Genomic DNA, 23,077 nt, shown 5'->3' with positions numbered 1-23,077 from the left:
GTTGTTCGTATGACCGACACGAGCGTCTCCGGACCGAGCGACGACGGGGCCGGGGACGCGGGGCAGGACTCCGGGCTCGGGGCGCGGGAGCGGGCCGTGCTCGCCCTCGAACGGCGCTCCTGGCCCGGCCCCGGAGCCAAGGAGCGGGCCGTCCGCGAGCAGCTCGGCCTCTCCGCGACCCGCTACTACCAGCTCCTCAACGCCCTCCTCGACGACCCGCGCGCCCTGCGCCACGACCCGGTCACCGTCAACCGGCTGCGCCGGGTCCGTGCGGAGAAGGAGCAGCGCCGGTGAGCCCGCGTCGGTAGGGTCGTCGTATGGTCAGCAGCCTTCCGCACCCGACCACATCCGCAGGCCGCGACGGTCTGGCCGCGCTTCTCGCGCGCCCGGAGAAGGCCGTCGTCGCCCTCGACTTCGACGGGACGCTCGCCGAGATCGTCCCGGACCCCGAACAGGCCCGCGCGCACCCCGGCGCCGTGCCCGCGCTCGCCGCCCTCGCCCCGAGGATCGCCTCGGTGGCGGTGGTGACCGGCCGCCCGGCGGGCGTGGCCGTACGGTACGGCGGCTTCGCCGGCGTCCCCGGCCTCGACCACCTCGTCGTCCTCGGCCACTACGGCGCGGAGCGCTGGGACGCGGTCACCGGCACCGTCCAGGCCTCCGCCGTCCACCCCGGCGTGGCGTCCGTACGCGCCGAGCTCCCCGGCTTCCTCGACGGCGTCGGCGCCTGGCCGGGCACCTGGATCGAGGAGAAGGGCCGCGCGGTCGCCGTCCACACCCGCCGCTCCACCGACCCGGAGGCGGCCTTCGAGGCGCTCAAGGCCCCGCTCGCCGACCTCGCCACCCGCCACGGCCTGGTCCTCGAACCCGGCCGCATGGTCCTCGAACTGCGCCCGCCCGGCATGGACAAGGGCGTGGCGCTCGCGGAGTACGTACGGGAGGTGGGCGCCGGGTCCGTCCTGTACGCGGGCGACGACCTGGGCGACCTGCCCGCCTTCGCGGCCGTGGAGAAGCTCCGCTCGAACGGCACCCCGGGCCTGCTGGTCTGCAGCGGCTCGACGGAGGTCCACGAACTCTCGGACCGCGCCGACCTGTCGGTCCCGGGCCCGCAGGGGGTCGTGCGGTTCCTGACGGACCTGGCGGAGGCGGTACGCGCCGCGGAGGCCTGAGAGACCGTCAGCGCGGCGGCGCCGGGGGTTCGGTGTCGTCGCGCAGCGCGTTCAGCTGGGCCAGGAACCACTGCTGCGGCGGAAGCGCCGTCGCCGCCTCGGCGAGGTGCTTCGAGCGGTCCGCACGCTCGGTGGCCGGCATCGACAGGGCCCGGTGCAGGGCCGCCGCGGTCTCCGAGACGTCGTACGGATTGACCGTCAGCGCCGCCTCGCGCAGCTCGTCGTACGCCCCGGCCCCCGTCGAGAGCACCAGCGCGCACCCCGCCTCCGACACCACCGGGATCTCCTTGGCCACCAGGTTCATCCCGTCGCGGATCGGGTTGATCAGCGCTACGTCCGCCATCCGGTAGGCAGCGAGGGAGCGCGGGAAGTCGTCCTTCACCGACAGCAGCACCGGCTGCCAGTCGTCCGTGCCGAACTCCGCGTTGATCTGCTCCGCGAGCCGGGCGACCGCCTCCGTGTACGCGCGGTAGACCTCCAGGTCCTGGCGGGAGGGGTACGCCGAGGCCATGTGGACGACCCGGCCGCGCCACTCCGGGCGCTCCTGGAGCAGCTCCCGGTACGCGAGCAGGCCGCGCACCACGTTCTTCGACAGCTCCGTACGGTCCACCCGCACGATCGTCTTCCGGTCGCCGACCTCGGCGCGCAGCGCGGCCAGGCGGTCGTCGACCTCCGGCCGGTGGGCGAGCGCCCGCAGCTCGTCACCGTCCACACCGAGGGGGTAGACGTGGACCCGGGTGCGCCGAGGGGTGCCCCCCGCCCGGTGGTGGTGCACCCCGCGCCAGGGATCGTCGGGGCCCAGGGCTCCCTCGGCCGTGCCGCCCGCGCTGTCGATGTGCGCGCCGGTGATGAACGACCGCGCCCATCCCCAGGTGTGGAAACCGAGCTCGTCCGCGCCGAGCATCCCCCACAGAAGCTCCTCGCGGATCTCCTCCGGCAGCATCCGCATGTACTCCGGCGACGCCCACGGTGTGTGCGTGAAGTGGCCGATGCGCAGGTCGGGACGGAGCTCGCGGAGCTGCCCCGGCACCAGCGCCAGGTGGTAGTCCTGCACCAGGACCGCGGCGCCCTCGTCGGCCTGGGCCGCGAGCTCCTCGGCGAAGGCCCGGTTGTAGCCGCGGTACGACTCCCAGAGGCGCCGGAACTCCGCGTCGAAGACCGGCTCGTGCGGCACGTCGTACAGATGGTGGTGCAGGAACCACAGCACCGAGTTCGCGATCCCGTTGTACGCGCCGGCGTACACCTCCGGGGGGATGTCCAGCATGCGCACGCCGGGCTCGGCGACCCCGCGCCGCACCGCCTCGCGGTCGCCGTCCCCGAGGGCCGCGCACACCCACACGCTGTCCTGGGAGGACACCGCGCTCAGCCCGGAGACGAGACCGCCCCCGCCGCGCCGGGCACCGAGGGTGCCGTCGTCGGCGAGGGCGTACGAGACCGGACCCCGGTTGGACGCCACAAGCACAGAAGCCATGTGGCGAACCTAGCCCGTGACGTAAACGCTCAAACGTACGTATACGACTCTGGCGAATCCACGCCTCATGGCTCCCGGCGGCCGCGGAGGGCCGCCTTCGCCACCACGCCGGTCGCGGCCAGGGCGAGTGCGAGGCCGCCGAGCAGCCAGAGCCGCTCGCCGCTCGATCCGGTCTCGGCCATCGAGCCCCCGGTGCCGTGAGGGGCGTCCGGGGCGTCCGGACGCGGCTCGTGGGGGGTGGGGGCGGCGAGCAGCCCGATCTCGGACTCGCTCGGGTACGGGATCGGGGTCGGGGTGGAGGGCGGGGTGGGAGACGGGGTCTGGGAGGGGGACACCGTGCGCTCAGGGGCCTTCGGGTCTTCCGGGGCCGTCGGAGAGGGTGTGGGAGTCGTGCTCGGGCCGGTGCTCGGGCCAGCGGTCGGGGCGGTGCTCGGGCCGGTGCTCGGGCCAGCGGTCGGGGCGGTCGTCCGGCTCGGCTTCGGCGGGGCGATGACCGGGGTCACGGCGCAGGCCGGGTCCTCGCTGCCCTCTCCGCAGTTCGAGCGCGGCGACACGGCCTCGACGCTGTTCCGGAGCGTGCCGTCCCCGCGCACCGGGTCGCCGACCTTCACCGAGTAGGTGATCTTCGCGGTCCGGCCGGCCGGGATGTCACCCACATAGGTGATCTTCGGTGCGTCGTACGTCACCGTGCCGATCGTGGCCTTCGCGTCGCCGTTGTAGACGGCGTCGTCCAGGTTCCCCGTCAGGTCGTCGCCGAATCGGGCGTTCGGGTGGTCGAGGGGGCCCGTGTTCCTCGCCGTGACCGTGTAGGTGACGGTGTCGCCCGGCTTCGGCTTCAGCGGGCTCGCCGTCTTGGTGATCTCCAGGTCCGGCACCGGTACGGAGAAGGCGACGGCGGAGGGCACGTACGTGTCGCCCGTCGTCGTGAAGGTCAGCTCCGCCGACCGTGCGCCCACCGGCACGGCGCCCTTCGGGATGTCGAAGGTCTTGGCGTCGATGCTCAGGTTGTTCGTCAGCGCGGGCGACACGGCGCCGTCGTCCCCGCCGACGAAGAAGTTGCCGGCGTCTCCGGTGTGGGCCTCCGTGACGTTCCTGCCGTCGACGAGGAAGCGGTCGCCCGGCGCGTTCCGGTCACCTTCGTACGCCGTGACGCTCGCCCGCGCCCTGCCCGCCGTCCGGTGGAAGCCGTCGACGGTGATCGTGGTCGCGGGGGAGGTGGACCGCTGGAGGACGTGTCCACCGTAGATGTGGACGGCGCGCCGGTCCGGAGCGAAGGCAGGCTCGGGGCCGGGGAACTCGTGGACCACCGTCAGGGACCAGCCCGCCACACAGCCCTGGCCGTCGGCCGCCCAGATGTCGCCGACCGCGACCCGGATGTCGGTGCCGGTCACGCCCGCGAACGCGGCCGTGACGTCCGACTCGCCCGTGTAGTAGTGCGCCCCGCCGGTGTCGGCCGGGTCGGTCACCATGCTGTCGATCGAGACCGTCGTTTCGGGCCCCGCCCCGACCCTGATGCGCGGCTCGGTCGTGGCGTGGTCGCCGGGCGAGGTCACCACGTCGCGGCTGCCGGAGCTGTCGCACCGCTTCGTCTGCGCCCCGCTCGGCGCCCGGTACGTACCGTCGTTGCCGCCCCAGAAGAGCCGGGCGTACGCGACCCGGGCGCCGACCGGGATCACGACGTGGCCGATGCTGGAGCCGTAACCGGCGGTCATGGCCGCGGTGTCGATCCGCTCCATGGCGAACGTGTCGTTGTCCTCGCGGCCCTGCCCCGCGGCCGCGATGGCGCAGCGTGCGGCCAGGTCGGCGGGGGCGGTGGGGCAGCCCATGACCGTGTTGCCGATGGTCGTGAAGTCGCCGTAGAGCGACGCTTCGTAGCGCTTGCCGAAGGGCTCCACCACATCCGCCGCGGCCGGGCCGGCCGCGGCGAGGGTGAGCGAGCCGAGCGAACCGAGTGAGCCGGCGGCGAGGCCGAGCGCCGCCAGCAGCGTGGTCATTCGATGGGTGAACGGCATAAAACCGAAATGTATGCAAAAAGCATCATCATTCGGCGTTACGCCACGCGGCGGTGCGTGTACTCCGTGATGTCGATCATGGGTGGCCGTTCCTCGGTGTCCACGGCGTACGTCCGCGGGGTGAAACCGGTGTCGTCCCGCTCGAACTGGGTGAGCCGGGGCCGCACGAGATGCCCGCGGGAGAGGCGCAGCTGCGCCGTCCGGTAGATCGCCGCCGCCATCCGTCCGAGTGCCCTGCCGTCCTGGTGCCGGTGCTTGCGCACCCCGACGTCGACCTGGGCCAGGGCGTCCAGACCGACCGTGTGGAGCGCGTCCACGAGCAGGCCCAGCTCCACTCCGTAACCGACGGGGAACGGCAGCCGTTCGAGCAGCGAGCGGCGCGCCGCGTACTCGCCGCCGAGCGGCTGCACGAAGCCGGCCAGCTGCGGCCAGTGCAGATTGAGCAGCGGCCGTGCCACCAGCTCGGTCACCCGACCGCCCTGACCTGGGGCGTCGCCCAGCGGACGGTCGTACATCGCCTTCACGAAGTCGACGTCCGGGTCGGTCAGCAGCGGGCCGACGATCCCGGTGACGAAGTCCGCGGAGAAGTCCCGCAGGTCCGCGTCGACGAAGCAGACGATGTCACCGCGCGTCACCATCAGTGACCGCCACAGCACCTCGCCCTTGCCGGGCACGGCCGGTATCCGGGGAAGGATCGCGTCGCGTGCCACGACACGCGCCCCGGCCGCCGCCGCGACCTCCGCCGTACGGTCGGTGGAGCCGGAGTCGATCACCACCAGCTCGTCCACGAGCGGGACGGCCTCGGTCATGAGCTCCCGGCGGATCACGGAGACGATGTCGCCGACCGTCGCCTCCTCGTCGAGCGCGGGCAGGACGACGCTGACCGTCGTCCCGTGCTTCGCCGCCAGGACGCGGTCGAGCGAACGGTCCGCCACGGACCAGGACCGCCGGCCCAGCCAGCGCTCCACTTCCTCCAGCACGTGATCTCCATCTCGCGGTTCGGACGGCAGGTTCAACCCTCCGGGCCTTCGGTTACAGTCTTGAACAACGCGGATGCCCGATGCATGTCGGGGTCCCGCCCGCGTCCCACAACCGCTTCACACAATCGAATACCGCTCATCCAGAGGGGCAGAGGGAAACGGCCCGTTGAAGCCCCGGCAACCCTCCAGTCGGTCTCGTCCGCGTAGACAACGCGCCAGCGAGGCTCCCGGCTAGGGAAGGTGCCAAATCCGTCTCATGACGACATTCGTCATGGGAAAGATGAGGAGAAAGGGCCTCGCCTCCATGGCTGTACAGACTGTTTCCACCGAAACCTCCCGGACCGTCGATCTCGGTCCCGCTTCCGGCCTTTCCTGCCGGGAATGCGGTGAAGTCTTCCCGCTCGGCCCGATCTTCGCCTGCGAGCTCTGTTTCGGCCCGCTCGAAGTCGCGTACGACCTCCCCACCGGTGACCCCGAGGCGCTGCGCAAGCAGATCGAGGCCGGCCCCGCCAACATCTGGCGCTACGCCCCGCTGCTGCCCGTCCCGGCCGACGTCGCCGAGAAGCCGAACCTGAACCCCGGCTGGACCAAGCTCGTCCAGGCCGACAACCTCGCCCGCGAGCTCGGTGTCGAGCCCGGCAAGCTCTTCGTCAAGGACGACTCCGGCAACCCGACGCACTCCTTCAAGGACCGCGTCGTCGCCCAGGCCCTCGAGGCCGCCCGCGCCTTCGGCTTCACCACCCTGTCCTGCTCCTCCACCGGCAACCTGGCCGGCGCCGTCGGCGCCGCCGCCGCCCGCGCCGGCTTCCGCTCCTGCGTGTTCATCCCGCACGACCTGGAGCAGGGCAAGGTCGTCATGGCCGCCGTCTACGGCGGCGAGCTCGTCGGCATCGAGGGCAACTACGACGACGTCAACCGCTTCTGCTCGGAGCTCATCGGCGACCCGCTGGGCGAGGGCTGGGGCTTCGTCAACGTCAACCTGCGGCCGTACTACGGCGAGGGCTCCAAGACGCTTGCGTACGAGATCTGTGAGCAGCTCGGCTGGGTGATCCCGGATCAGCTGGTGATCCCGATCGCCTCCGGCTCGCAGCTCACCAAGATCGACAAGGGTCTGCAGGAGCTCATCAAGCTGGGCCTGGTCGAGGACAAGCCGTACAAGATCTTCGGCGCGCAGGCCGAGGGCTGCTCGCCGGTGTCGGCGGCCTTCAAGGCCGGTCACGACGTCGTACGGCCCCAGAAGCCGAACACCATCGCCAAGTCGCTCGCCATCGGCAACCCGGCCGACGGCCCGTACGTCCTCGACATCGCGCGCCGCACGGGTGGCGCGGTGGAGGACGTCGACGACGAGCAGGTCGTCGAGGCGATCAAGATCCTGGCCCGTACGGAGGGCATCTTCGCCGAGACGGCGGGCGGTGTGACGGTCGGCGTGACGAAGAAGCTGGTCGAGGCCGGCCTCATCGACCCGGCCCTCACCACGGTCGTGCTCAACACGGGTGACGGCCTCAAGACGCTGGACGCGGTGGCCGATACCTCGCAGGCGACCGCGACGATCCGCCCGAGCCTGGACGCGTTCCGCGAAGCCGGCCTGGCGGGCTGACGCCCGCGACCGCCGTGGTGCGGGGGCGGCCGGTGCTCCGGCCGCTCCGGCCGCCGCCCCGCTCCTCCGTCCCCGCCCGCCCCGCACCCGCCCCGTAGCCACCGAAGGTGATCAACCCATGAGCGTGAAGGTCCGCATCCCCACCATCCTCCGCACGTACACCGGCGGCCAGGCCGAGGTCGCCGCCGAGGGCGCGACCCTGTCCGAGGTCATCGCCGACCTGGAGAAGAACCACGCGGGCATCGCGGCCCGCGTCCTGGACGACCAGGGCAAGCTGCGCCGCTTCGTGAACGTGTACGTCAACGACGACGACGTCCGGTTCGAGCAGGGCCTGGAGACGGCGACGCCGGACGGCGCGGGCGTCTCGATCATCCCCGCGGTGGCCGGCGGTTGCTGAGCCTTCCGGCCCCCTGTTACCCGGCGTAACCGAGTTGCCCCCTCCGCGAGAGAAGCGGAGGGGGCAATTCTGCATGGTTGAGCGCGGTAGAGTTGGGGAAGTCCCCCCGGCCTTCCCTCGCTGCTTGTGCCAGACGCATATGAGAATGCGTCCGCGCCCGACAAGAAGCAGCCAAAGTGTTCGAGTGTTGTGTACCTTCTGCGCACTTTGCCGGGCCCGACTTGCCCCGGAATTCAGTGAATTCTCCGCAATTCTCCTTTACGCCATGCCCAGAATTCTCGCCCGATTGACCTGTTGCAGAGGGCAGTTGGGCAGATACATTCAGCCGCGGTCGACGCGTTCCGGCGCAGGGTCTGACCCGGGTCCCGCGAAGTGCGGGTCCCGCGCAAGGGCCAGTAATAGGGGAGTTAGGCATGGCTCAGGGCACCGTCAAGTGGTTCAACGCGGAGAAGGGCTACGGCTTCATCGCGGTCGACGGTGGTGCGGATGTATTCGTCCACTACAGCGCGATCCAGATGGACGGCTACCGCACCCTTGAAGAGGGTCAGCGGGTCGAGTTCGAGATCTCGCAGGGCCAGAAGGGTCCGCAGGCGGACATGGTCAAGCTCGCCGTCTGAGCACGGCGCGATCGGCCACCACGTACGCACTCACGCGTTCTCACGCCGAGGGGTCCGCATCCTGACCAGGATGCGGACCCCTCGTGCGTGCGCGGGAGGTGGCGCGGGTCGTCTCTCGATCTGCGGGAGTCGCTTGCACTCGCATGGGCCGAGTGCTAATCATTGGCGTTAGCACTCTGAAGGTGAGAGTGCTTACGAGGATCGGGCAGACGAGGTCCGCGGCCAGGTGGGGCAAGGAACCACAGGGCACGCAGGCCGTCCGTCGCGGGCGTCGGCGCGGTCCTGGAGCGTTATCCACCCCATGTCCGGGAGGACCACTTCACATGGCCAAGATCATCGCGTTCGACGAGGAGGCACGGCGCGGTCTCGAGCGCGGGATGAACCAGCTCGCCGACGCCGTCAAGGTCACCCTTGGCCCCAAGGGCCGGAACGTCGTCCTCGAGAAGAAGTGGGGCGCCCCCACGATCACCAACGATGGTGTGTCCATCGCCAAGGAGATCGAGCTCGAGGACCCGTACGAGAAGATCGGCGCCGAGCTGGTCAAGGAAGTCGCCAAGAAGACGGACGACGTCGCCGGTGACGGTACGACCACCGCGACCGTCCTCGCCCAGGCGCTCGTCCGCGAGGGCCTGCGCAACGTGGCGGCCGGCGCCAACCCGATGGCCCTCAAGCGCGGCATCGAGAAGGCCGTCGAGGCCGTCTCCGGCGCCCTGCTGGAGCAGGCGAAGGATGTCGAGACCAAGGAGCAGATCGCTTCCACGGCCTCCATCTCCGCCGCCGACACCCAGATCGGCGAGCTCATCGCCGAGGCGATGGACAAGGTCGGCAAGGAAGGCGTCATCACCGTCGAGGAGTCCCAGACCTTCGGTCTGGAGCTGGAGCTCACCGAGGGTATGCGCTTCGACAAGGGCTACATCTCGGCGTACTTCGCCACCGACATGGAGCGTATGGAGGCGTCCCTGGACGACCCGTACATCCTGATCGTCAACTCCAAGATCTCCTCCGTGAAGGACCTGCTCCCGCTCCTGGAGAAGGTCATGCAGTCGGGCAAGCCGCTGCTGATCATCGCCGAGGACGTCGAGGGCGAGGCCCTGTCGACCCTGGTCGTCAACAAGATCCGCGGCACCTTCAAGTCCGTCGCGGTCAAGGCTCCGGGCTTCGGCGACCGCCGCAAGGCCATGCTGAACGACATCGCCATCCTCACGGGCGGCACGGTCATCTCCGAGGAGGTCGGTCTCAAGCTCGAGAACGCCGGCCTGGACCTGCTGGGCCGCGCCCGCAAGGTCGTCATCACCAAGGACGAGACCACGATCGTCGACGGTGCCGGTGACAGCGAGCAGGTCGCCGGTCGCGTCAACCAGATCCGCGCCGAGATCGAGAACTCGGACAGCGACTACGACCGCGAGAAGCTGCAGGAGCGCCTGGCGAAGCTCGCCGGCGGTGTTGCGGTCATCAAGGCCGGTGCCGCGACCGAGGTCGAGCTCAAGGAGCGCAAGCACCGCATCGAGGACGCCGTCCGCAACGCGAAGGCGGCCGTCGAGGAGGGCATCGTCGCCGGTGGTGGCGTGGCCCTGCTCCAGGCCTCCAACGTCTTCGAGAAGCTCGAGGCCGACCTCTCGGGCGACGAGGCCACCGGTGCCGCGATCGTGAAGCTGGCCCTGGAGGCCCCGCTGAAGCAGATCGCCGTCAACGCCGGCCTCGAGGGTGGCGTCGTGGCGGAGAAGGTCCGCAACCTGCCCGTCGGTCACGGCCTGAACGCCGCGACCAACGAGTACGTGGACCTCATCGCCGAGGGCATCATCGACCCGGCGAAGGTGACGCGTTCCGCCCTGCAGAACGCGGCCTCCATCGCCGCGCTGTTCCTGACCACCGAGGCCGTCATCGCCGACAAGCCCGAGAAGGCCGGCGCGGCCGCCCCGGGTGGCATGCCGGGCGGTGACATGGACTTCTGAGCCTCGGCTCGGTAGTTCCTCGCTGTACGCGACCGAGGGCGGCACTCCCTGCTGGGGGTGCCGCCCTCGGTCGTTCGGGGTGATGCTGGTGGGGTGGGGGCGGTCAGCCCCTCCCGGAAGCGGAGCCTCTCGGAAGGCGGGAGCGATCCATGATCACGCTGCTGACGACACCGACCGACCGCGAGCTGGTCATCACCCGGACCTTCGACGCCCCGCCCGCCCGTGTCTGGGAGGCGTGGACGAAACCCGAGCATGTACGGCAGTGGTACGGCGTGGCCGCCCTGCCGACCGTGATCTCCGACATCGACCTCCGGATCGGCGGCGCGTGGCGCTGGGGCCAGAAGGCCCCCGACGGACGGGAGATCGTCTTCTCCGGCACGTACGAGGAGATCGTCCCGAACGAGCGCCTCGTCTACACCGAGGTCTTCGAGCTCATGCCCGGCCCCCCGGTCCACGTCACCCTCACGTTCGACGACACGCCCGACGGCGGCACGGCGCTCACCAGCACCTCGATCTGGCCGTCGTCGGAGATCCGCGACCAGGCGCTGGCGACGGGGATGGAGGCGGGGGTCAAGGAGGAGTACGACCGCCTGGCGGCCTACCTGGGGACGATGTGAGCCTGGACGTGCCGCGGCTGTCGGCCGGGGCGTACGACCTGCGCTCGTGGGAACGCGCGGACCTGCCGCTCGTGGAGGAGGCCTCGACGGATCCGTACATCCCGCTGACCACCACGGTTCCTCCGGTGTACTCGGAGGCGGAGGGCGAGGGGTTCGTCCGCCGCCAGTGGCACCGCTCGGAGTCGGGCGCGGGGTACTCCTTCGTCATCGTCCGCCGCCGCGACGACCGCCCGGCGGGAATGATCGGCCTCTGGCTCCGCGACCTCCCCGAGGGCCGCGCCACGGTCGGCTACTGGGTGGCCCCCTCCTGCCGCGGTGAGGGAGCGGCGGGAGCGGCGCTCACGGCGCTGAGCGCGTGGGCGATGGACGAACTGGGCATCCCGCGCCTCCAGTTGCTCGTCGAACCGTGGAACGAGGCCTCGGCGAGGACGGCGGAGCGGGCCGGTTACGTACGGGAGGGGCTGCTGCGGTCCTGGCAGGAAGTGGGCGGGGAGCGGCGGGACATGGTGATGTACGGGCGGGTGCGGGTCGCGTAGGGGGCGGGGCCCGCGGCCGGGCGGCTGCGGTGGAGGTTTCCGATCCGCTCAGCGCCATGACCGGGCCGCCCCGGTGCGCATGGCCCCGGTGTAGCGGCCGGGCGTGGTGCCGACGTGGCGCCGGAAGTGCCGGGTGAGGTGGGACTGGTCGTAGAAGCCCGTCGTCGACGCCACCTCCGAGGGCGGACGGCCGGCCAGGAGGAGGCGGCGGGCTTCGGCGATGCGGCGGGACGTCACGTACTGGTGCGGTGCGATGCCGAACGTCGAGGTGAATGCGCGGACCAGGTGGGTGGGGTGCGCGTGTACGAGCTTCGCCGCCTCGGTCAGGGTCAGGCCGTCGCGCAGCCGCGCGTCGAGGAGGTCCCGTAGGTCGTGGGCCACGCCGCGTGCGGCCTTCGCCCCGAGGCTCGGCACGGCGGCTAGGCGGGGGCGCAGGTGGCCGCGGAGGCGTTCGGCGATCAGGGCGAGGCGGCTCTCCGCCTCCAGCTCGTCGCTCCGGTGCGTGAGCGCCGCGTGCAGTTGCCCGACCCGGGCGCGCAGCAGCGGGTCGACGAGGTCGGGGCCGTCGACGGCGGCGCCGATGAGGCTCTCGTCCAGGCGGCTGAGGTCCAGGTAGACCACCCGCTTGCGGAAGCCCTGCTCGGTGGCGGGTGAGCCGTTGTGCGGCACGTGGGGCGGGAGCAGGGACACCGTGTCGTGCGGGGTGCCGTGCTCGCGCCGGTTCAGGTCGTAGCGGACCGCGCCGTCGTCGACGATCAGCAGCGTCCACACGTCGTGGACGTGCATCGGGTACGCGTGCTCGGTGAAGTGGGCGTGGAAGACCTCCACGACGCCCGGGACCGTCGGGCGCCACGCCGAGACCTCGTGCTGTGTCTCCTGACGCGCCACCATGCCAAGAACGTACAAGAAGGGGCCGCGGGACGAGAGGCAGTCTCAGGGTATGACCACCGAGAACAGCCCCGCGAACAGCGCCGAGACCACCCCCGACAGCCCCGAGACCACCCCCGAGAACAGCCCCGAGACCACCCCCGACAACGCTCCCGTGCGTTTCGACACCAAGATCGCCGTCCTGCTGCGCGAGGACCTGGAGACCTGGCAGCGGCTGAACGTCACCGCGTTCCTGGTCAGCGGCCTCGGCTCCGCGCTCCCCGAGGTGATCGGCGAGCCGTACGCCGATGCCGACGGCACGCCGTACCTGCCCATGTTCCGGCAGCCCGTCCTCGTCTTCGAGGGGACGAAGGAGACCCTGGTCGCCGCGCACGGCCGCGCCCTGTCGCGGGCGCTGCCCCGCGCCGTGTTCACCGCCGAGCTCTTCGCGACCGGCAACGACCGGGACAACCGCGCGGCGGTCCGGGCGGTGCCGGCGGACCGGCTGGATCTCGTGGGGCTCGCCGTCCACGGGCCGCGCAACGCCGTCGACAAGGTGCTCAAGGGCGCCCGGATGCACCACTAGGGCCCCTGTGGGTGCGCATCATCCACGGGGCTCGTGCGGAAGCGGAGACGGTACTCCGTCGGGGTCGTGTCGAGGCGGCGTCGGAACGCCCGGATCAGCGTGTCGGTCGTGCCGAAGCCGCAGGTGGACGCGATCCGTTCCAGGGTCGCGTCGGTGGTTTCGAGTGCTGCGCGGGCCCGTTCGACGCGCGCCGACTCGACGTAGACGCCCGGGGTCACGCCGAGTTCCTCCTTGAAGATCCGGGTGAGCTGGCGGCTGCTGACGTGCGCGTACGCGGCGAGGTCGTCGACGGTGAGCGGTTCGTCGAGGTGGCGGGTGATGTGGTGGCGGAGGTCCTCGATCCGCCGGGTCGTGGAGACCGGTTCGAGGGGCACGCTGAACTGGCTCTGCCCGCTGGGGCGCTTCAGGTACATCACGAGCTGCCGGGCGACGCGCAGCGCGACGGTCTCGCCGAAGTCCTCGGCGACGAGGGCCAGGGACAGGTCGAGGCAGGCGCTGATCCCCGCGCCCGTCCACACGTCACCCGAGCGGATGAAGATCGGGTCGGCGTCGACCTCGACCAGCGGATGGTCGGTGGCGAGCTGCCGCGCGGTCGACCAGTGGGTGGTGGCGCGCCTGCCGTCGAGGAGGCCCGCGGCGGCGAGGATGTGCGCTCCCACGCAGACGGAGGTGACCCTGCGCGTCCGCCCGGCCAGGGCCTTCACCCGCTCGACGACGGCGGGGTCGGCGAGGGCGTGGACCCGTCGCAGGTCGTCGACCTCGACGGAGCCGGGGACGAGGAGGGTGTCGATGCTCCGGGTGCCTGCCGCGCCGAGCAGTTCGTCGAAGGTGAGGTCCGGGAGGATCCGTACGCCGGCGGAGGTGGTGACGGGGTCCGCCGTCTCGGCGGCGAGGACGACGCGGTAGCCGGACGCGTCGTCCGTCTCGCGGCGCAGCAGCGAGAAGACCTCGGGCGGCCCGGTGACGTCGAGCAGGTCGACGCCCTCGAAGAGGACGATGACGATCAGTCGTTCCACCGGGCTCATCTCGATGTCCGTATCTGCAAGTTGGGCGACATTGCTGACGCGTCGGGGTCGGCCATAGCGTTTCAGACGTAGCGAAACAGCCCGAGCCAGGGGGTATTTCTTCCATGGGTACGACTCGTACGTCGACGACTCTGCGCGAACTGAACGGCTTCGACGGGACGCCGGCGTCGCTCTCCGACGCGACGCTGATCCTCGTCGACTACCAGAACACCTATACGCGCGGCGTGATGGAGCTGGACGGCTGGCAGGCCGCGCTCGACTCCGCCGCCGCGCTCCTCGCCCGGGCGCGGGAGGCGGGGGCGAAGGTGGTGCACGTCGTCAACGACGGCGGTGAGGGCACGCCGTACGACATACGCGAGGACATCGGCGCGATCCACCCGAGCGTGGCCCCGATCGAGGGTGAGCCGGTCGTCGTCAAGAAGGTCCCGAACGCCTTCGTCGACACCGACCTGGCCGGACACGTGGACGCCGCGGGGCACAAGGACGTCGTGGTCGCCGGATTCATGACGCACATGTGCGTGACGTTCACGGCGGAGGGCGCGTTCCTGCGCGGCAACCGCCCCACGGTCGTCGCCGACGCCTGCGCGACCCGCCCGCTGCGGACGACGGCCGCGGACGTGACCGCCGAACAGCTGCACCGGGCCGCACTCGCGACGATCGGCGACCTGTACGGCGTCGTGGTGGCGGCGGGGACGGATCTGAGGTGACCGGGGCGGAGCCAGGCCGCACCCGAATGCGGCCACCGGTCGCCACCCGCGAGGTGGCGACGTAGCGTCCGGATTGGTGACTGAGCGTCCGCAGAGGTGGCGTTCCGTGACGATTCCGGGCTTCTGGAGGTCCGTATGGTTTCCTACCGCGTTTCCGGTCTGACGGCCGCTGCCGCGCTGCTCGCTCTCGGTCTGCCGACCGGGACCGCCACCGCGGCTCAGGCCACGTGTTTCGGCGTACCGGCGAACATCACGGGGGCCGGGTCGATCCTGGGGACCGCCGGTGACGACGTGATCGTCGGGTCGGCCGGTGTGGACGCGATCGACGGTGGGGGCGGCGACGATCTGATCTGCGCTCTGGGCGGCGACGACCTCGTCGCGGGTGGCCTGGGCGACGACCAGATCGACGCCGGGGCGGGCGACGACCACGCGCGTGGCGACGTGCTCGCCCTGACCGGCGACGCCACCGGCGGCGGCGACGACCGGGTGTTCGGCCGTGAGGGCGACGACCGGCTCGGCGGTGACAGCTTCGCGCTCGCCGGGGTGGCCACCGGCGGCGGCGACGACCAGGTGTTCGCCGGGCCGGGCGACGACGTCGTGGCCGGTGACAGCCGCGGTTCGAGTGCGACCGGTGGCGGCGACGACGTACTGGACGGCGGCGCGGGCGTCGACGACATGGCCGGGGACTCCGTCGCGACCGTCACCGACGCCGCCGGAGCCGGTGACGACGTGCTGCGCGGCGGCACCGGCACCGACATCCTCATCGGCGACAACAACGCACAGCGGAACGCCTCGGGGAACGGCGGGGACGACCTCCTGGAGCTGGGTGCGGACGGCGGGTTCTTCGCCATCGGCGACCACAACGCGGCGGAGGGAACGGCCTCAGGCGCCGGCGACGACCGGATCGTCGGCGGAAGCGCCGACGAAGTCCTCCTCGGCGACAGCTCCGTGAACACCACGCCGCCCACCGGCGCGGGCGACGACCTCATCGAGGGGCGGGGCGGCGACGACCGGCTGCTCGGCGACAACGCCGACTTCTTCATCGAGAACACGGTCGGCACGGCCGGCGGGGACGACCAGCTTCTCGGCGGCGCCGGCGTCGACCGGCTGAAGGCCGGCCCGAGCGACGACGTGCTGCTCGGAGGTGCCGGATCGCCCGACGTCTGCGACGGCGAGGCAGGAACGGACGTCGCGGCCGGCGGCTGCGAGACGGTCTCGAACGTGCCCTGACGGAAGAGGAAGCGGGGGACGGGACAGGCGGCGCGGGACGGGGCGGGGCGGGACAGGGCGGGGCGGGACAGGGCGGGGTCTGGCCGGGGGCCGGGGCCGGGGGGCAGCCCCACCTCGGACCGGCCCGGCTGCCGGATGGGGTCATGACAGGGCGTCAACAAAACTTGTCGCATGACGACTTACGCATCCAAGGCCCTGCTGATCGCCCTCGCCTCCGCCGCCGTCGCGGCCGGCCTCACCGGGGCCGGTCCGGCCTCCGCCTCGGGTCCCGCCTCCTCCGCCGCACCCCCGTCGGCCGGACTCGCATGGTCCCAGTGCGCCGTCACCCACCCGCACCTGAAGCCCGAGCCGCTACCCGGGCAGGAGTGCGCGACCCTCTCCGTACCCCTCGACTACAGCGACCCCCACGGCCGGCAGGTCGGGATCGCCGTCTCCCGGATCCGCAGCGACCGGCCCGACGAGCGGCGCGGGGCGCTGGCCGTGATCCCCGGAGGCCCGGGGAGCTCCGGCGTGCAGCGGCTGACCACGAAGGCGGACGCGCTGCGGCGCGAACTGGGCGGCGCGTACGACCTGGTGGCGATGGACCCGCGCGGCGTGGGCGGCAGCGTCAGGGCGAGCTGCCGGCTGGACGACGACGACCGGCGGATGGTGACCCTCCGGTCCTGGCCGGCTGCCGACGGGAGCATCGCCGAGAACGTCGCCCGCTCCCGGCGGACCGCCGAGGCGTGCGCGCGCAACGGCGGTGACGAGCTGGCGAGCATGACGACGGCGAACCAGGCGCGGGACCTGGACCGGTTCCGGCAGGCGCTGGGCGAGGAGAAGCTGTCGGCCTGGGGAGTCTCGTACGGTACGTATGTGGGCGTGGTGTACGCGCAGAAGTTCCCGCACCGGACCGACCGCTGGGTCCTGGACAGCAGCAACGACCCGGATCCGAAGCGGGTGGCCAGAGGCTGGCTCGCGTACCTGGGGCAGGGTGCGGACGACCGCTTCCCCGACTTCGCGGCGTGGGCGGCGCACCCGGACCGGGCGACGCAGGGGCTGCGGCTCGCGGAGCGTCCCGAGGACGTACGTCCGCTGGTGATCGCGCTGGCGGAGCGGCTGGACCGCGCGCCGGCCGAGTCCACCACCCCCGGCGTCCCGCTGACAGGCACTGTGCTCCTTCAGGCTCTGCAGAACGCCCTCTACAGCGACGCGGCCTTCGCCGGGTTCGCGCGGCTGGTGGTGGACGCCCAGGACCCGGCGCGCAGGCCCGCGCTTCCGCCGGAGCTCGCCGCCGCGCTCCCCGACGAGGACGCGGCGATGATGGTCGGCGTCATCTGCAACGACGTGAGCTGGCCCCGTTCCGTCGCCGCCCACGAGCGGGCCGTCGCGGCGGACCGCGCCCGCCGACCGCTCACGGCCGGGTTCCCGGTGAACATCACGCCCTGCTCCTTCTGGAAGGCCCCGGCGGAGAGGCCGACCCGGATCACCGACCGGGGTCCGTCGAACATCCTGATGATCCAGAGCCTGCGCGACCCGTCGACCCCGTACGCCGCCGGCCTGAAGATGCGCGCGGCCCTCGGCGACCGCGCCCGGCTGGTCTCCGTCGACCAGGGCGGGCACGGCATGTACGTGGGCAACGGCAACGCGTGCGGGGACGCGGCGGTGACGGAGTTCCTGCGGACGGGGAAGCGTCCGGTACGGGACGCGTACTGCGCGAACTGACCACGACGCCCGTCCCTAGGATCAGCGTATGAGTGAGGGCGGGGAGCGGTACGAAGACCGGATCTGGACCTGGGACCGGGCGGAGCCGCTGAGGTTCCTCCTGGTCGGCGAGGAGTGGGACGGCGAGCAGACGGTGTGGGCGCGCTGCGCCGACATCCGGGGTCTGTTCGCGGAGGAGGAGCCGCGCCGCGAGCGGCTGACGCTGACCGGGTGCGTGCCCCGGGGCAGGCTGCGCAAGGCCGTCGACGGGGCCGTGCGGGAGCGCGACCGGTTGGGGGACCTGTCCCTGCACGTGGACGACGAGGACGATGCCTCGGGAAGGCCCCCGCACGACTGGGAGCTGGTCGATGTCGTCGTGCTCGACAGTCGGCCGAGCGCGGACGACCGTACGCGCCTGGACGTGGTGATCGAGGCGGAGGTGGGTGACTGGCCGGGCTCCCGCGCCGAGCCTGCGTCGGCCCGGGTCAGGATCTACAACGGGTGGGGCGGAGGGTGGCTCGGCGAATGCCGTCGGGTGGAAGGCCTCTACGGGCCTGGGCGCCCGTTCACGAGGCCGGAGTTCACGCTGGCCGGGTGCGAACCGGGGGAACCCCTGCTGCGGAGGCTCACCACGCGGCGGGAGGCCGGGGACCCGGTGTCCCTGTTCGTCCTCGACCGCGCGGGCCGGGTGGTGCGGGTCGAGGAGCACCTGTTCCTGCACGTCGGCGAGACGCGCCCGTCGGTGCTCGGAGGCGCGCTCGTGGACGTACGGCTGGAAGGGGGCGGCTTCGTGAAGCCGCAGCCGTACGCCGGCCGCCCGGCCTGGGACGCCTGGTACGAGGGCGCTCCGAGCTCGCCGAACGAGTGGGCCCGCCTCGACACGAGGGGCAGGGCCGAGTGGCTGAAGTTCGCCAGGCCGGCCGGCGGCGAGGACCGGGTGGGGGAGACCTGCCACCTGGACGGCCGGTTCGCCACGGACGTCCCGGGCGTCCAGTGCGCGCTCGGTGAGGCCGTCGGCGGCCCGGGCGCGGCCTTCGCCCAGTGCTGGGGCGCGGTGCGCGGCTGCCCCTGCGGCGGCAACCGTCTGCCGGGCCCGATCACTCTCGTCTGGCACGACGCGCACATCGCCCGGGAGGCGCTGGCATCGGTGAGTGCCGACGAGGCGGGCGAACTCACGTACTTCGAGAGTGTGCTGTGGCTGCTGGAACAGTCGGGCATCACGGTCGAGCCGGCGTAAGGGCCGGGCGGGCGTCGACGGCGACGCGTGAGGGGCGGGGCGTACCGATGCCGTGAAGGCCCCGGTACGACCCGCCCCAGGCAGGGTCAGACCCGTACGGGCTCCGGTGCCTCCGGCGCCACGGGGCCGCCCGCGGCCACGGGCACCTCCACCGCCTCCGTCTCCGTCTCCGCCTCCGTCTCCACGTCGAACTCCTCCAGGAGCTCCCGGCTGAAGCCCCAGAAGTACGTCGCCACGAACCCGACCGCATAGCCGACCAGCAGCCCGCCCGCGTAGATCGCGATCGTCTCGCCCAGGCCCTTGTTGCCGTCGAGGAGCGGGAAGAGGGCCCAGCCCGAGGGGCCGATGGCCGTGGAGCCGACCTTGTCGCCCAGCATGTTGAAGAGGCCGACGAAGCCGCCGCCGAACGCGCCGCCGACGCAGGCCGTGACGAACGGGCGGCCCAGCGGGAGCGAGACGCCGTAGATCAGGGGCTCGCCGACGCCGAGGAAGCCGGCCGGGAGGGCGGACTTGATGGTGCGGCGGATGGAGCCGTTGCGGGGGAGCTTGAAGTAGACCGCGACCGCCGCGCCGACCTGGCCCGCGCCCGCCATCGCCAGGATCGGGAGCAGGACGGTGAAGCCCTGCTGCTCGATCAGGGTGGTGTGGATCGGGATGAGGGCCTGGTGCAGTCCCAGCATCACCAGCGGCAGGAACAGCCCGCCGAGGACGAGGCCGGCGCCCGCACCGGCGTTGGCGAGGAGCCAGTTGGCGAAGTCGCCGATCGCGGTGGAGATCTCACCGGCCACGAACATCAGGCCGAAGATCGTGACCAGGCCGGATACCAGGACCGTGAGGGTCGGCGTGACCAGCACGTCGAGGGACTCCGGCACCCAGCGGCGGCACCACTTCTCGACGTACACCGCGAGCACCGCGGCGCCCAGCGCGCCGAGCACACCGCCCTGGCCGGGCGACAGCGTCTGGCCGAACGCGTCGATCTTCGCGACGCCGGGGAAGACGATGATCGCCGCGACCGCGCCGCCCAGGATCGGCGTACCGCCGAACTCCTTCGCCGTGTTGAAGCCGACGAAGACCGCGATCAGTGCCATGAACCCGCTCGCCATCGCCGCGAGCGCGGGCGTCACGCCCGGCAGCCACCCCAGGTTGATCAGCAGGCCGTTGAGGCCGGCGATGATGCCGCAGCCGATGAGGGCGGGGATGAGCGGGACGAAGATGTTCGCGATCTTGCGCAGGAAGAGCTTGAACGGCGTCTGGTTCCTCGCCTTCCGCGCCGCCTTGATCGCCGCGCCCTGGGCGGCGAGACCGTCGGCTGACGGCCGGGGCGCCGCGGCCACCAGAGCCTCGAACTCCGGCGTCACGCGGGCGACCGTGCCGGGGCCGAGCACGATCTGGTACGTGTCGTCCTCCACCACACCCATCACGGACGGCAGGGCCTTCAGGGCTTCGTCCTGGACGAGCGAGCGGTCCCGCAGGCCCAGCCGAAGCCGGGTCATGCAGTGGGCCACGGAGTCGATGTTCTCTGCGCCGCCGACGAGGGGGAGGATCGCGGCGGCGATGGCGCGGTTCTTGTCGTCTGTGCTCATGGTGCGGTGGTGCCTTGCTGTGCGGGGACGGGGGAGGTTCAGGGGGTGGTCTCGGCGTGCAGGGCGGCCCGCAGATGGCCCGCCGAGTCCGTGAGGCGCCGGGCGGCGGCCGTGGCGTCGATGTCGGCGAGGATCATCAGGATCGCGGTCTTCACCTCGCCGTCCGCTGCGGCGAGGGCGGTCTCGATCTGTTCGTCCGGTGCGCCGGTGGCCAGGGCGACGATCCGCCGCGACCGGGCCTGGAGCTTGTCGTTGGAGGCGCGGACGTCGACCATCAGGTTTCCGTACGTCTTGCCGAGCCGGATCATCGTGATCGTCGAGATCATGTTGAGGACCAGCTTCTGCGCCGTACCCGCCTTCAACCGGGTGGAACCGGTGAGGAGTTCGGGACCCGTGACGACCTCGATGCCGTGCTCGGCCGCGGCCGCGAGCGCGCTGTCCGCGTTGCAGGACAGGCCGATCGTCAGCGCGCCCTGGGCGCGGGCGTGCGCGACGGCGCCGATGGCGTACGGGGTACGGCCGGAGGCGGAGACGCCGACCACCGTGTCGTCCGGGGTGAGCTTGAGCGCGTCGAGGTCGGCGGCGGCGAGCTCCGCCGAGTCCTCGGCGCCCTCGACCGCCTTCACCATCGCCGACGGGCCGCCCGCGATCAGGCCGAGGACCTCCGAGGGGTCGGTGTTGAAGGTGGGCGGGCACTCGCTGGCGTCGAGGACGCCGAGCCGGCCGGCGGTGCCCGCGCCGGCGTAGATCAGCCGGCCGCCCTGGGCCATACGGGCGGCGGTGGCGTCGATCGCTGCCGCGATCAGCGGCAGCTGCGCGGCGACGGCGGCCGGGACGGTCTGGTCCTCGGCGTTCATCGTGCGGGCGATCTCGAGGGTCGGGAGCTGGTCGATCTCCGCGAGCTCGGGACGGAACGCCTCGGTGGCGAGGGTGGCCAGCTGGGCGCGCAGTTCGGAGTACGTAGCAGAAGACACGTGCGGCTCTTTCGAGGGTTTCCCGGTGCTACCGGGTGCGGGGCGAGTGGCGGTGGGCCAGGGCTTCGTACGAGGCCGCGAGGGCAGGGGCCGCCGTCTCGTACGTACGTTGGGTGACGCAGGTGAACAGGCAGTCCACGACCAGGAGTTGGCTGGTACGGGAGGACATGGCCGCGGGTCGCAGCTCGCTCTCGCGGGCCGTGGAGGTGGTGAGGATGTGGTCGGCGTACTGCGAGACGGGCCCGTCGGGGCGGCCGGTGATCGCGACGGTGGTGGCGCCGTGGTCGAAGGCGACGCGGAGGGGTTCTATGACGTCGCCGGTCGAGCCGGAGTGGGTGATGGCGATGGCGACGTCGCCGGAGCGGAGCTGTACGGCGTTGGTGACGGCGAGGTGCGGGTCGCTGTGCGCGTGCGCGATCAGGCCGATGCGGAGGAGCTTCTGGCCGAGGTCCTGGGCGACGAGGCCGGAGGCGCCGATGCCGTAGATGTCGATACGGCGGGCGGCGGCGAGGGCGGCGACGGCGGCGCCGAGCTGGACGGTGTCCAGTCCGGCGGCGGTGTCGGCGAGGGTCTGCTGCTCGTCGTAGGCGAGCTTGGCGACGACGTCGGCCACCGGGTCGTCGACGGCGATGTCGGCGGTGACGGCGGGCGCGCGGCCGGACTGCTGCTGGGCGGCGAGTCCGGCGAGGGCGAGGCGGAGGTCCCGGTAGCCGGGGTAGCCGAGGAGGCGGGCGGTGCGGACGACGGTCGCCTCGCTGGTGCCGGTGAGCTCGGCGAGGCCGGTGACGGTGAGCGCGGCGCAGCCGGCCGGGTCGCCGGCGACGGCTTCGGCGACCCGCTGCATGGAGCGGGTCATGGACGGCGCGAGGGTGCGCACCTTGGCCGCGAGGGCGGCGGGGGCGGGCGGGGCGTCGTGGCCGGACCCCGCACCGGACGCGGCGGAGGGCGGCGGCGAGGACGGGGCCCCGGGCGCGGGCACCTGGCCGCTGAAACTTTCCTTCACGTCATTGGTCACACCTGAAAGATATTTTCGAGCATGGGGAGCGTCAAGACCCCGTAGGTCCCTGACGGGGTCGGGCAGGTCCTGGAACATCCCGGAAAGTCCCGGATGCGGGCGGGACCTTCGCCCCTGAGGCTTGTCGAGTGACAATGTGTGCATGGACGACATCGACCCGCTGGAGCAGGCGCTGCACGCTGCCCGCGCCCTGGTCCTCGCCGATCTGGCGGCACGCGACGTGGCCGCGGCCGAGGTCGTGTCGATGGTGGAGGACGCTGTCACCCACCGGCGCTGGTGGGTCGAGCAGTGGCCCGAGGGCATCACGTACGTCGCCGGGCTCATCGCCCAGGACGTCCAGGACTCCCTCCTTGAGCGGTACGGCCGCTGGCCGCTGTGCCCAGTCTGCTCCTCGGGTGACCCGCACGCCCTGGACGTCGAACCCGAGCTCGGCCCGGACCCGCACTGGGTCTGCGGCAAGGCGGGAGTCGTGGTCGCCCCGGTGGGCGGCCTGAGGTGACCCTCTACATCGACCCGCCGACCTGGCCGGGCCACGGCCGCATGTGGTCGCACCTGGTGAGCGACGTCTCGTACGAGGAGCTCCACGCCTTCGCCGCCGCGATCGGCGCCCCGCCCCGCGCCTTCGAGCGCGACCACTACGACATCCCGTCGGACCGTTACGCGGACGCGGTGGCGGCGGGCGCGGTCGAGGTCGGCTCGAAGGAACTGGTCCGGCGCATCACGGAGGCGGGCCTGCGCCGCCCGAAGTTCCCGAGGCGCGCTCGGGAGGCGACGGAGTCGCCGGGGTCCGAGGTGACGTAGGCGCACCGCCCGCCTGTCCGGAAA

23 protein-coding genes and 1 riboswitch are annotated in these 23,077 nt (G+C 72.0%); of the genes, 15 read left to right on the top strand and 8 right to left on the bottom strand.

Annotated features, from left to right (window positions below):
- Positions 1 to 9: 9 nt before the first annotated feature.
- Positions 10 to 294, top strand: coding sequence for a DUF3263 domain-containing protein (locus ACFY8U_RS34255; RefSeq protein ID WP_361598917.1), 285 nt, complete (start codon positions 10 to 12; stop codon positions 292 to 294).
- 23 nt (positions 295 to 317) lie between these two features.
- Positions 318 to 1,166: a trehalose-phosphatase gene (gene otsB / locus ACFY8U_RS34250; RefSeq protein ID WP_361598914.1), complete on the top strand. Its 849-nt coding sequence runs from the start codon at positions 318 to 320 to the stop codon at positions 1,164 to 1,166.
- Positions 1,167 to 1,173: 7 nt separating this feature from the next.
- Here the strand turns inward: otsB and ACFY8U_RS34245 are convergent, their stop codons facing one another.
- From ACFY8U_RS34245 to ACFY8U_RS34235, 3 genes are all read right to left on the bottom strand, one after another.
- Positions 1,174 to 2,637 (bottom strand): trehalose-6-phosphate synthase, encoded by a 1,464-nt coding sequence (locus ACFY8U_RS34245; RefSeq protein WP_389576055.1) that lies wholly within the window; start codon positions 2,635 to 2,637, stop codon positions 1,174 to 1,176.
- A gap of 65 nt (positions 2,638 to 2,702) precedes the next feature.
- Positions 2,703 to 4,631, bottom strand: coding sequence for a hypothetical protein (locus ACFY8U_RS34240; RefSeq protein ID WP_389576054.1), 1,929 nt, complete (start codon positions 4,629 to 4,631; stop codon positions 2,703 to 2,705).
- Between the two features lie 56 nt (positions 4,632 to 4,687).
- Complete coding sequence (locus tag ACFY8U_RS34235) at positions 4,688 to 5,629, bottom strand: glucosyl-3-phosphoglycerate synthase (RefSeq protein ID WP_361598905.1); 942 nt, start codon at positions 5,627 to 5,629, stop codon at positions 4,688 to 4,690.
- 133 nt (positions 5,630 to 5,762) lie between these two features.
- A riboswitch (SAM riboswitch) is annotated at positions 5,763 to 5,916 on the top strand.
- A gap of 17 nt (positions 5,917 to 5,933) precedes the next feature.
- Here ACFY8U_RS34235 and thrC point away from each other — a divergent pair.
- The 6 genes from thrC to ACFY8U_RS34205 all read left to right on the top strand — a co-directional run bounded on the left by thrC (position 5,934) and on the right by ACFY8U_RS34205 (position 11,345).
- Entirely contained in the window at positions 5,934 to 7,226 is a 1,293-nt protein-coding gene (gene thrC / locus ACFY8U_RS34230; RefSeq protein WP_383225932.1) for a threonine synthase, read from the top strand.
- A 118-nt stretch (positions 7,227 to 7,344) separates the two neighbouring features.
- Positions 7,345 to 7,623: a MoaD/ThiS family protein gene (locus tag ACFY8U_RS34225; RefSeq protein ID WP_361437037.1), complete on the top strand. Its 279-nt coding sequence runs from the start codon at positions 7,345 to 7,347 to the stop codon at positions 7,621 to 7,623.
- A gap of 413 nt (positions 7,624 to 8,036) precedes the next feature.
- Entirely contained in the window at positions 8,037 to 8,240 is a 204-nt protein-coding gene (locus tag ACFY8U_RS34220) for a cold-shock protein (protein WP_005315736.1), read from the top strand.
- 323 nt (positions 8,241 to 8,563) lie between these two features.
- The gene (gene groL, locus ACFY8U_RS34215) at positions 8,564 to 10,192 is read left to right on the top strand and encodes a chaperonin GroEL (RefSeq protein WP_361437039.1); all 1,629 of its coding nucleotides are present in this window, start codon (positions 8,564 to 8,566) and stop codon (positions 10,190 to 10,192) included.
- 149 nt (positions 10,193 to 10,341) lie between these two features.
- Entirely contained in the window at positions 10,342 to 10,809 is a 468-nt protein-coding gene (locus tag ACFY8U_RS34210) for an SRPBCC family protein (RefSeq protein ID WP_361754102.1), read from the top strand.
- On the top strand, positions 10,806 to 11,345 hold the full coding sequence (locus ACFY8U_RS34205) for a GNAT family N-acetyltransferase (protein WP_389576053.1): 540 nt from the start codon (positions 10,806 to 10,808) through the stop codon (positions 11,343 to 11,345). Before ACFY8U_RS34210 ends, ACFY8U_RS34205 begins: the two co-directional genes overlap by 4 nt.
- 48 nt (positions 11,346 to 11,393) lie before the next feature.
- On the opposite strand, the gene ACFY8U_RS34200 is transcribed toward ACFY8U_RS34205, so the two are convergent.
- Complete coding sequence (locus tag ACFY8U_RS34200; RefSeq protein WP_389576052.1) at positions 11,394 to 12,236, bottom strand: AraC family transcriptional regulator; 843 nt, start codon at positions 12,234 to 12,236, stop codon at positions 11,394 to 11,396.
- Here ACFY8U_RS34200 and ACFY8U_RS34195 point away from each other — a divergent pair.
- On the top strand, positions 12,235 to 12,798 hold the full coding sequence (locus ACFY8U_RS34195) for a DUF2000 family protein (protein ID WP_389576051.1): 564 nt from the start codon (positions 12,235 to 12,237) through the stop codon (positions 12,796 to 12,798). The genes ACFY8U_RS34200 and ACFY8U_RS34195 overlap by 2 nt on opposite strands.
- Here the strand turns inward: ACFY8U_RS34195 and ACFY8U_RS34190 are convergent.
- A complete protein-coding gene (locus tag ACFY8U_RS34190; protein WP_389576050.1) occupies positions 12,795 to 13,823 on the bottom strand; it encodes a GlxA family transcriptional regulator in 1,029 nt (342 codons plus the stop codon). The two genes, ACFY8U_RS34195 and ACFY8U_RS34190, sit on opposite strands and share 4 nt — an antisense overlap.
- A 104-nt stretch (positions 13,824 to 13,927) precedes the next feature.
- Here ACFY8U_RS34190 and ACFY8U_RS34185 point away from each other — a divergent pair, with 104 nt between their 5' ends.
- The 4 genes from ACFY8U_RS34185 to ACFY8U_RS34170 all read left to right on the top strand — a co-directional run bounded on the left by ACFY8U_RS34185 (position 13,928) and on the right by ACFY8U_RS34170 (position 18,680).
- Positions 13,928 to 14,530, top strand: coding sequence for an isochorismatase family protein (locus ACFY8U_RS34185; RefSeq protein WP_389576049.1), 603 nt, complete (start codon positions 13,928 to 13,930; stop codon positions 14,528 to 14,530).
- Between the two features lie 135 nt (positions 14,531 to 14,665).
- Entirely contained in the window at positions 14,666 to 15,760 is a 1,095-nt protein-coding gene (locus ACFY8U_RS34180) for a calcium-binding protein (protein WP_389576048.1), read from the top strand.
- A gap of 171 nt (positions 15,761 to 15,931) precedes the next feature.
- Positions 15,932 to 17,464, top strand: a complete 1,533-nt coding sequence (locus tag ACFY8U_RS34175; RefSeq protein WP_389576047.1) for an alpha/beta hydrolase — start codon at positions 15,932 to 15,934, stop codon at positions 17,462 to 17,464.
- Between the two features lie 28 nt (positions 17,465 to 17,492).
- Complete coding sequence (locus ACFY8U_RS34170; RefSeq protein ID WP_389576046.1) at positions 17,493 to 18,680, top strand: hypothetical protein; 1,188 nt, start codon at positions 17,493 to 17,495, stop codon at positions 18,678 to 18,680.
- 86 nt (positions 18,681 to 18,766) lie between these two features.
- On the opposite strand, the gene ACFY8U_RS34165 is transcribed toward ACFY8U_RS34170, so the two are convergent.
- From ACFY8U_RS34165 to ACFY8U_RS34155, 3 genes are read right to left on the bottom strand one after another with little or no spacing between them, the layout of a single operon-like run.
- Positions 18,767 to 20,263 (bottom strand): PTS transporter subunit EIIC, encoded by a 1,497-nt coding sequence (locus ACFY8U_RS34165; protein ID WP_389576045.1) that lies wholly within the window; start codon positions 20,261 to 20,263, stop codon positions 18,767 to 18,769.
- Between the two features lie 38 nt (positions 20,264 to 20,301).
- Positions 20,302 to 21,237 (bottom strand): N-acetylmuramic acid 6-phosphate etherase, encoded by a 936-nt coding sequence (gene murQ, locus ACFY8U_RS34160; protein WP_389576044.1) that lies wholly within the window; start codon positions 21,235 to 21,237, stop codon positions 20,302 to 20,304.
- Positions 21,238 to 21,265: 28 nt separating this feature from the next.
- The gene (locus tag ACFY8U_RS34155; protein ID WP_361598871.1) at positions 21,266 to 22,252 is read right to left on the bottom strand and encodes a MurR/RpiR family transcriptional regulator; all 987 of its coding nucleotides are present in this window, start codon (positions 22,250 to 22,252) and stop codon (positions 21,266 to 21,268) included.
- 142 nt (positions 22,253 to 22,394) lie between these two features.
- Here ACFY8U_RS34155 and ACFY8U_RS34150 point away from each other — a divergent pair, with 142 nt between their 5' ends.
- Both ACFY8U_RS34150 and ACFY8U_RS34145 read left to right on the top strand, forming a co-directional pair.
- Positions 22,395 to 22,751 (top strand): hypothetical protein, encoded by a 357-nt coding sequence (locus ACFY8U_RS34150; protein ID WP_361437067.1) that lies wholly within the window; start codon positions 22,395 to 22,397, stop codon positions 22,749 to 22,751.
- On the top strand, positions 22,748 to 23,053 hold the full coding sequence (locus tag ACFY8U_RS34145; protein ID WP_361754137.1) for a DUF4031 domain-containing protein: 306 nt from the start codon (positions 22,748 to 22,750) through the stop codon (positions 23,051 to 23,053). Before ACFY8U_RS34150 ends, ACFY8U_RS34145 begins: the two co-directional genes overlap by 4 nt.
- Positions 23,054 to 23,077 lie beyond the last annotated feature (24 nt).

Source organism: Streptomyces sp. NPDC012508, assembly GCF_042902595.1.
GTDB lineage: Bacteria > Actinomycetota > Actinomycetes > Streptomycetales > Streptomycetaceae > Streptomyces.
The sequence above is the reverse complement of the archived record's forward strand: the minus strand, read 5'-3'. Positions and strand labels throughout refer to the sequence as shown.

Coding starts and splice junctions, on each gene's coding strand:
- ACFY8U_RS34255 (WP_361598917.1), top strand. CDS start 10: ATGACCGACACGAGCGTCTCCGGACCGAGCGACGACGGGGCCGGGGAC.
- otsB (WP_361598914.1), top strand. CDS start 318: ATGGTCAGCAGCCTTCCGCACCCGACCACATCCGCAGGCCGCGACGGT.
- ACFY8U_RS34245 (WP_389576055.1), bottom strand. CDS start 2,637: ATGGCTTCTGTGCTTGTGGCGTCCAACCGGGGTCCGGTCTCGTACGCC.
- ACFY8U_RS34240 (WP_389576054.1), bottom strand. CDS start 4,631: ATGACCACGCTGCTGGCGGCGCTCGGCCTCGCCGCCGGCTCACTCGGT.
- thrC (WP_383225932.1), top strand. CDS start 5,934: ATGGCTGTACAGACTGTTTCCACCGAAACCTCCCGGACCGTCGATCTC.
- ACFY8U_RS34225 (WP_361437037.1), top strand. CDS start 7,345: ATGAGCGTGAAGGTCCGCATCCCCACCATCCTCCGCACGTACACCGGC.
- ACFY8U_RS34220 (WP_005315736.1), top strand. CDS start 8,037: ATGGCTCAGGGCACCGTCAAGTGGTTCAACGCGGAGAAGGGCTACGGC.
- groL (WP_361437039.1), top strand. CDS start 8,564: ATGGCCAAGATCATCGCGTTCGACGAGGAGGCACGGCGCGGTCTCGAG.
- ACFY8U_RS34210 (WP_361754102.1), top strand. CDS start 10,342: ATGATCACGCTGCTGACGACACCGACCGACCGCGAGCTGGTCATCACC.
- ACFY8U_RS34195 (WP_389576051.1), top strand. CDS start 12,235: ATGCCAAGAACGTACAAGAAGGGGCCGCGGGACGAGAGGCAGTCTCAG.
- ACFY8U_RS34200 (WP_389576052.1), bottom strand. CDS start 12,236: ATGGTGGCGCGTCAGGAGACACAGCACGAGGTCTCGGCGTGGCGCCCG.
- ACFY8U_RS34190 (WP_389576050.1), bottom strand. CDS start 13,823: ATGAGCCCGGTGGAACGACTGATCGTCATCGTCCTCTTCGAGGGCGTC.
- ACFY8U_RS34185 (WP_389576049.1), top strand. CDS start 13,928: ATGGGTACGACTCGTACGTCGACGACTCTGCGCGAACTGAACGGCTTC.
- ACFY8U_RS34180 (WP_389576048.1), top strand. CDS start 14,666: ATGGTTTCCTACCGCGTTTCCGGTCTGACGGCCGCTGCCGCGCTGCTC.
- ACFY8U_RS34175 (WP_389576047.1), top strand. CDS start 15,932: ATGACGACTTACGCATCCAAGGCCCTGCTGATCGCCCTCGCCTCCGCC.
- ACFY8U_RS34170 (WP_389576046.1), top strand. CDS start 17,493: ATGAGTGAGGGCGGGGAGCGGTACGAAGACCGGATCTGGACCTGGGAC.
- ACFY8U_RS34165 (WP_389576045.1), bottom strand. CDS start 20,263: ATGAGCACAGACGACAAGAACCGCGCCATCGCCGCCGCGATCCTCCCC.
- ACFY8U_RS34150 (WP_361437067.1), top strand. CDS start 22,395: ATGGACGACATCGACCCGCTGGAGCAGGCGCTGCACGCTGCCCGCGCC.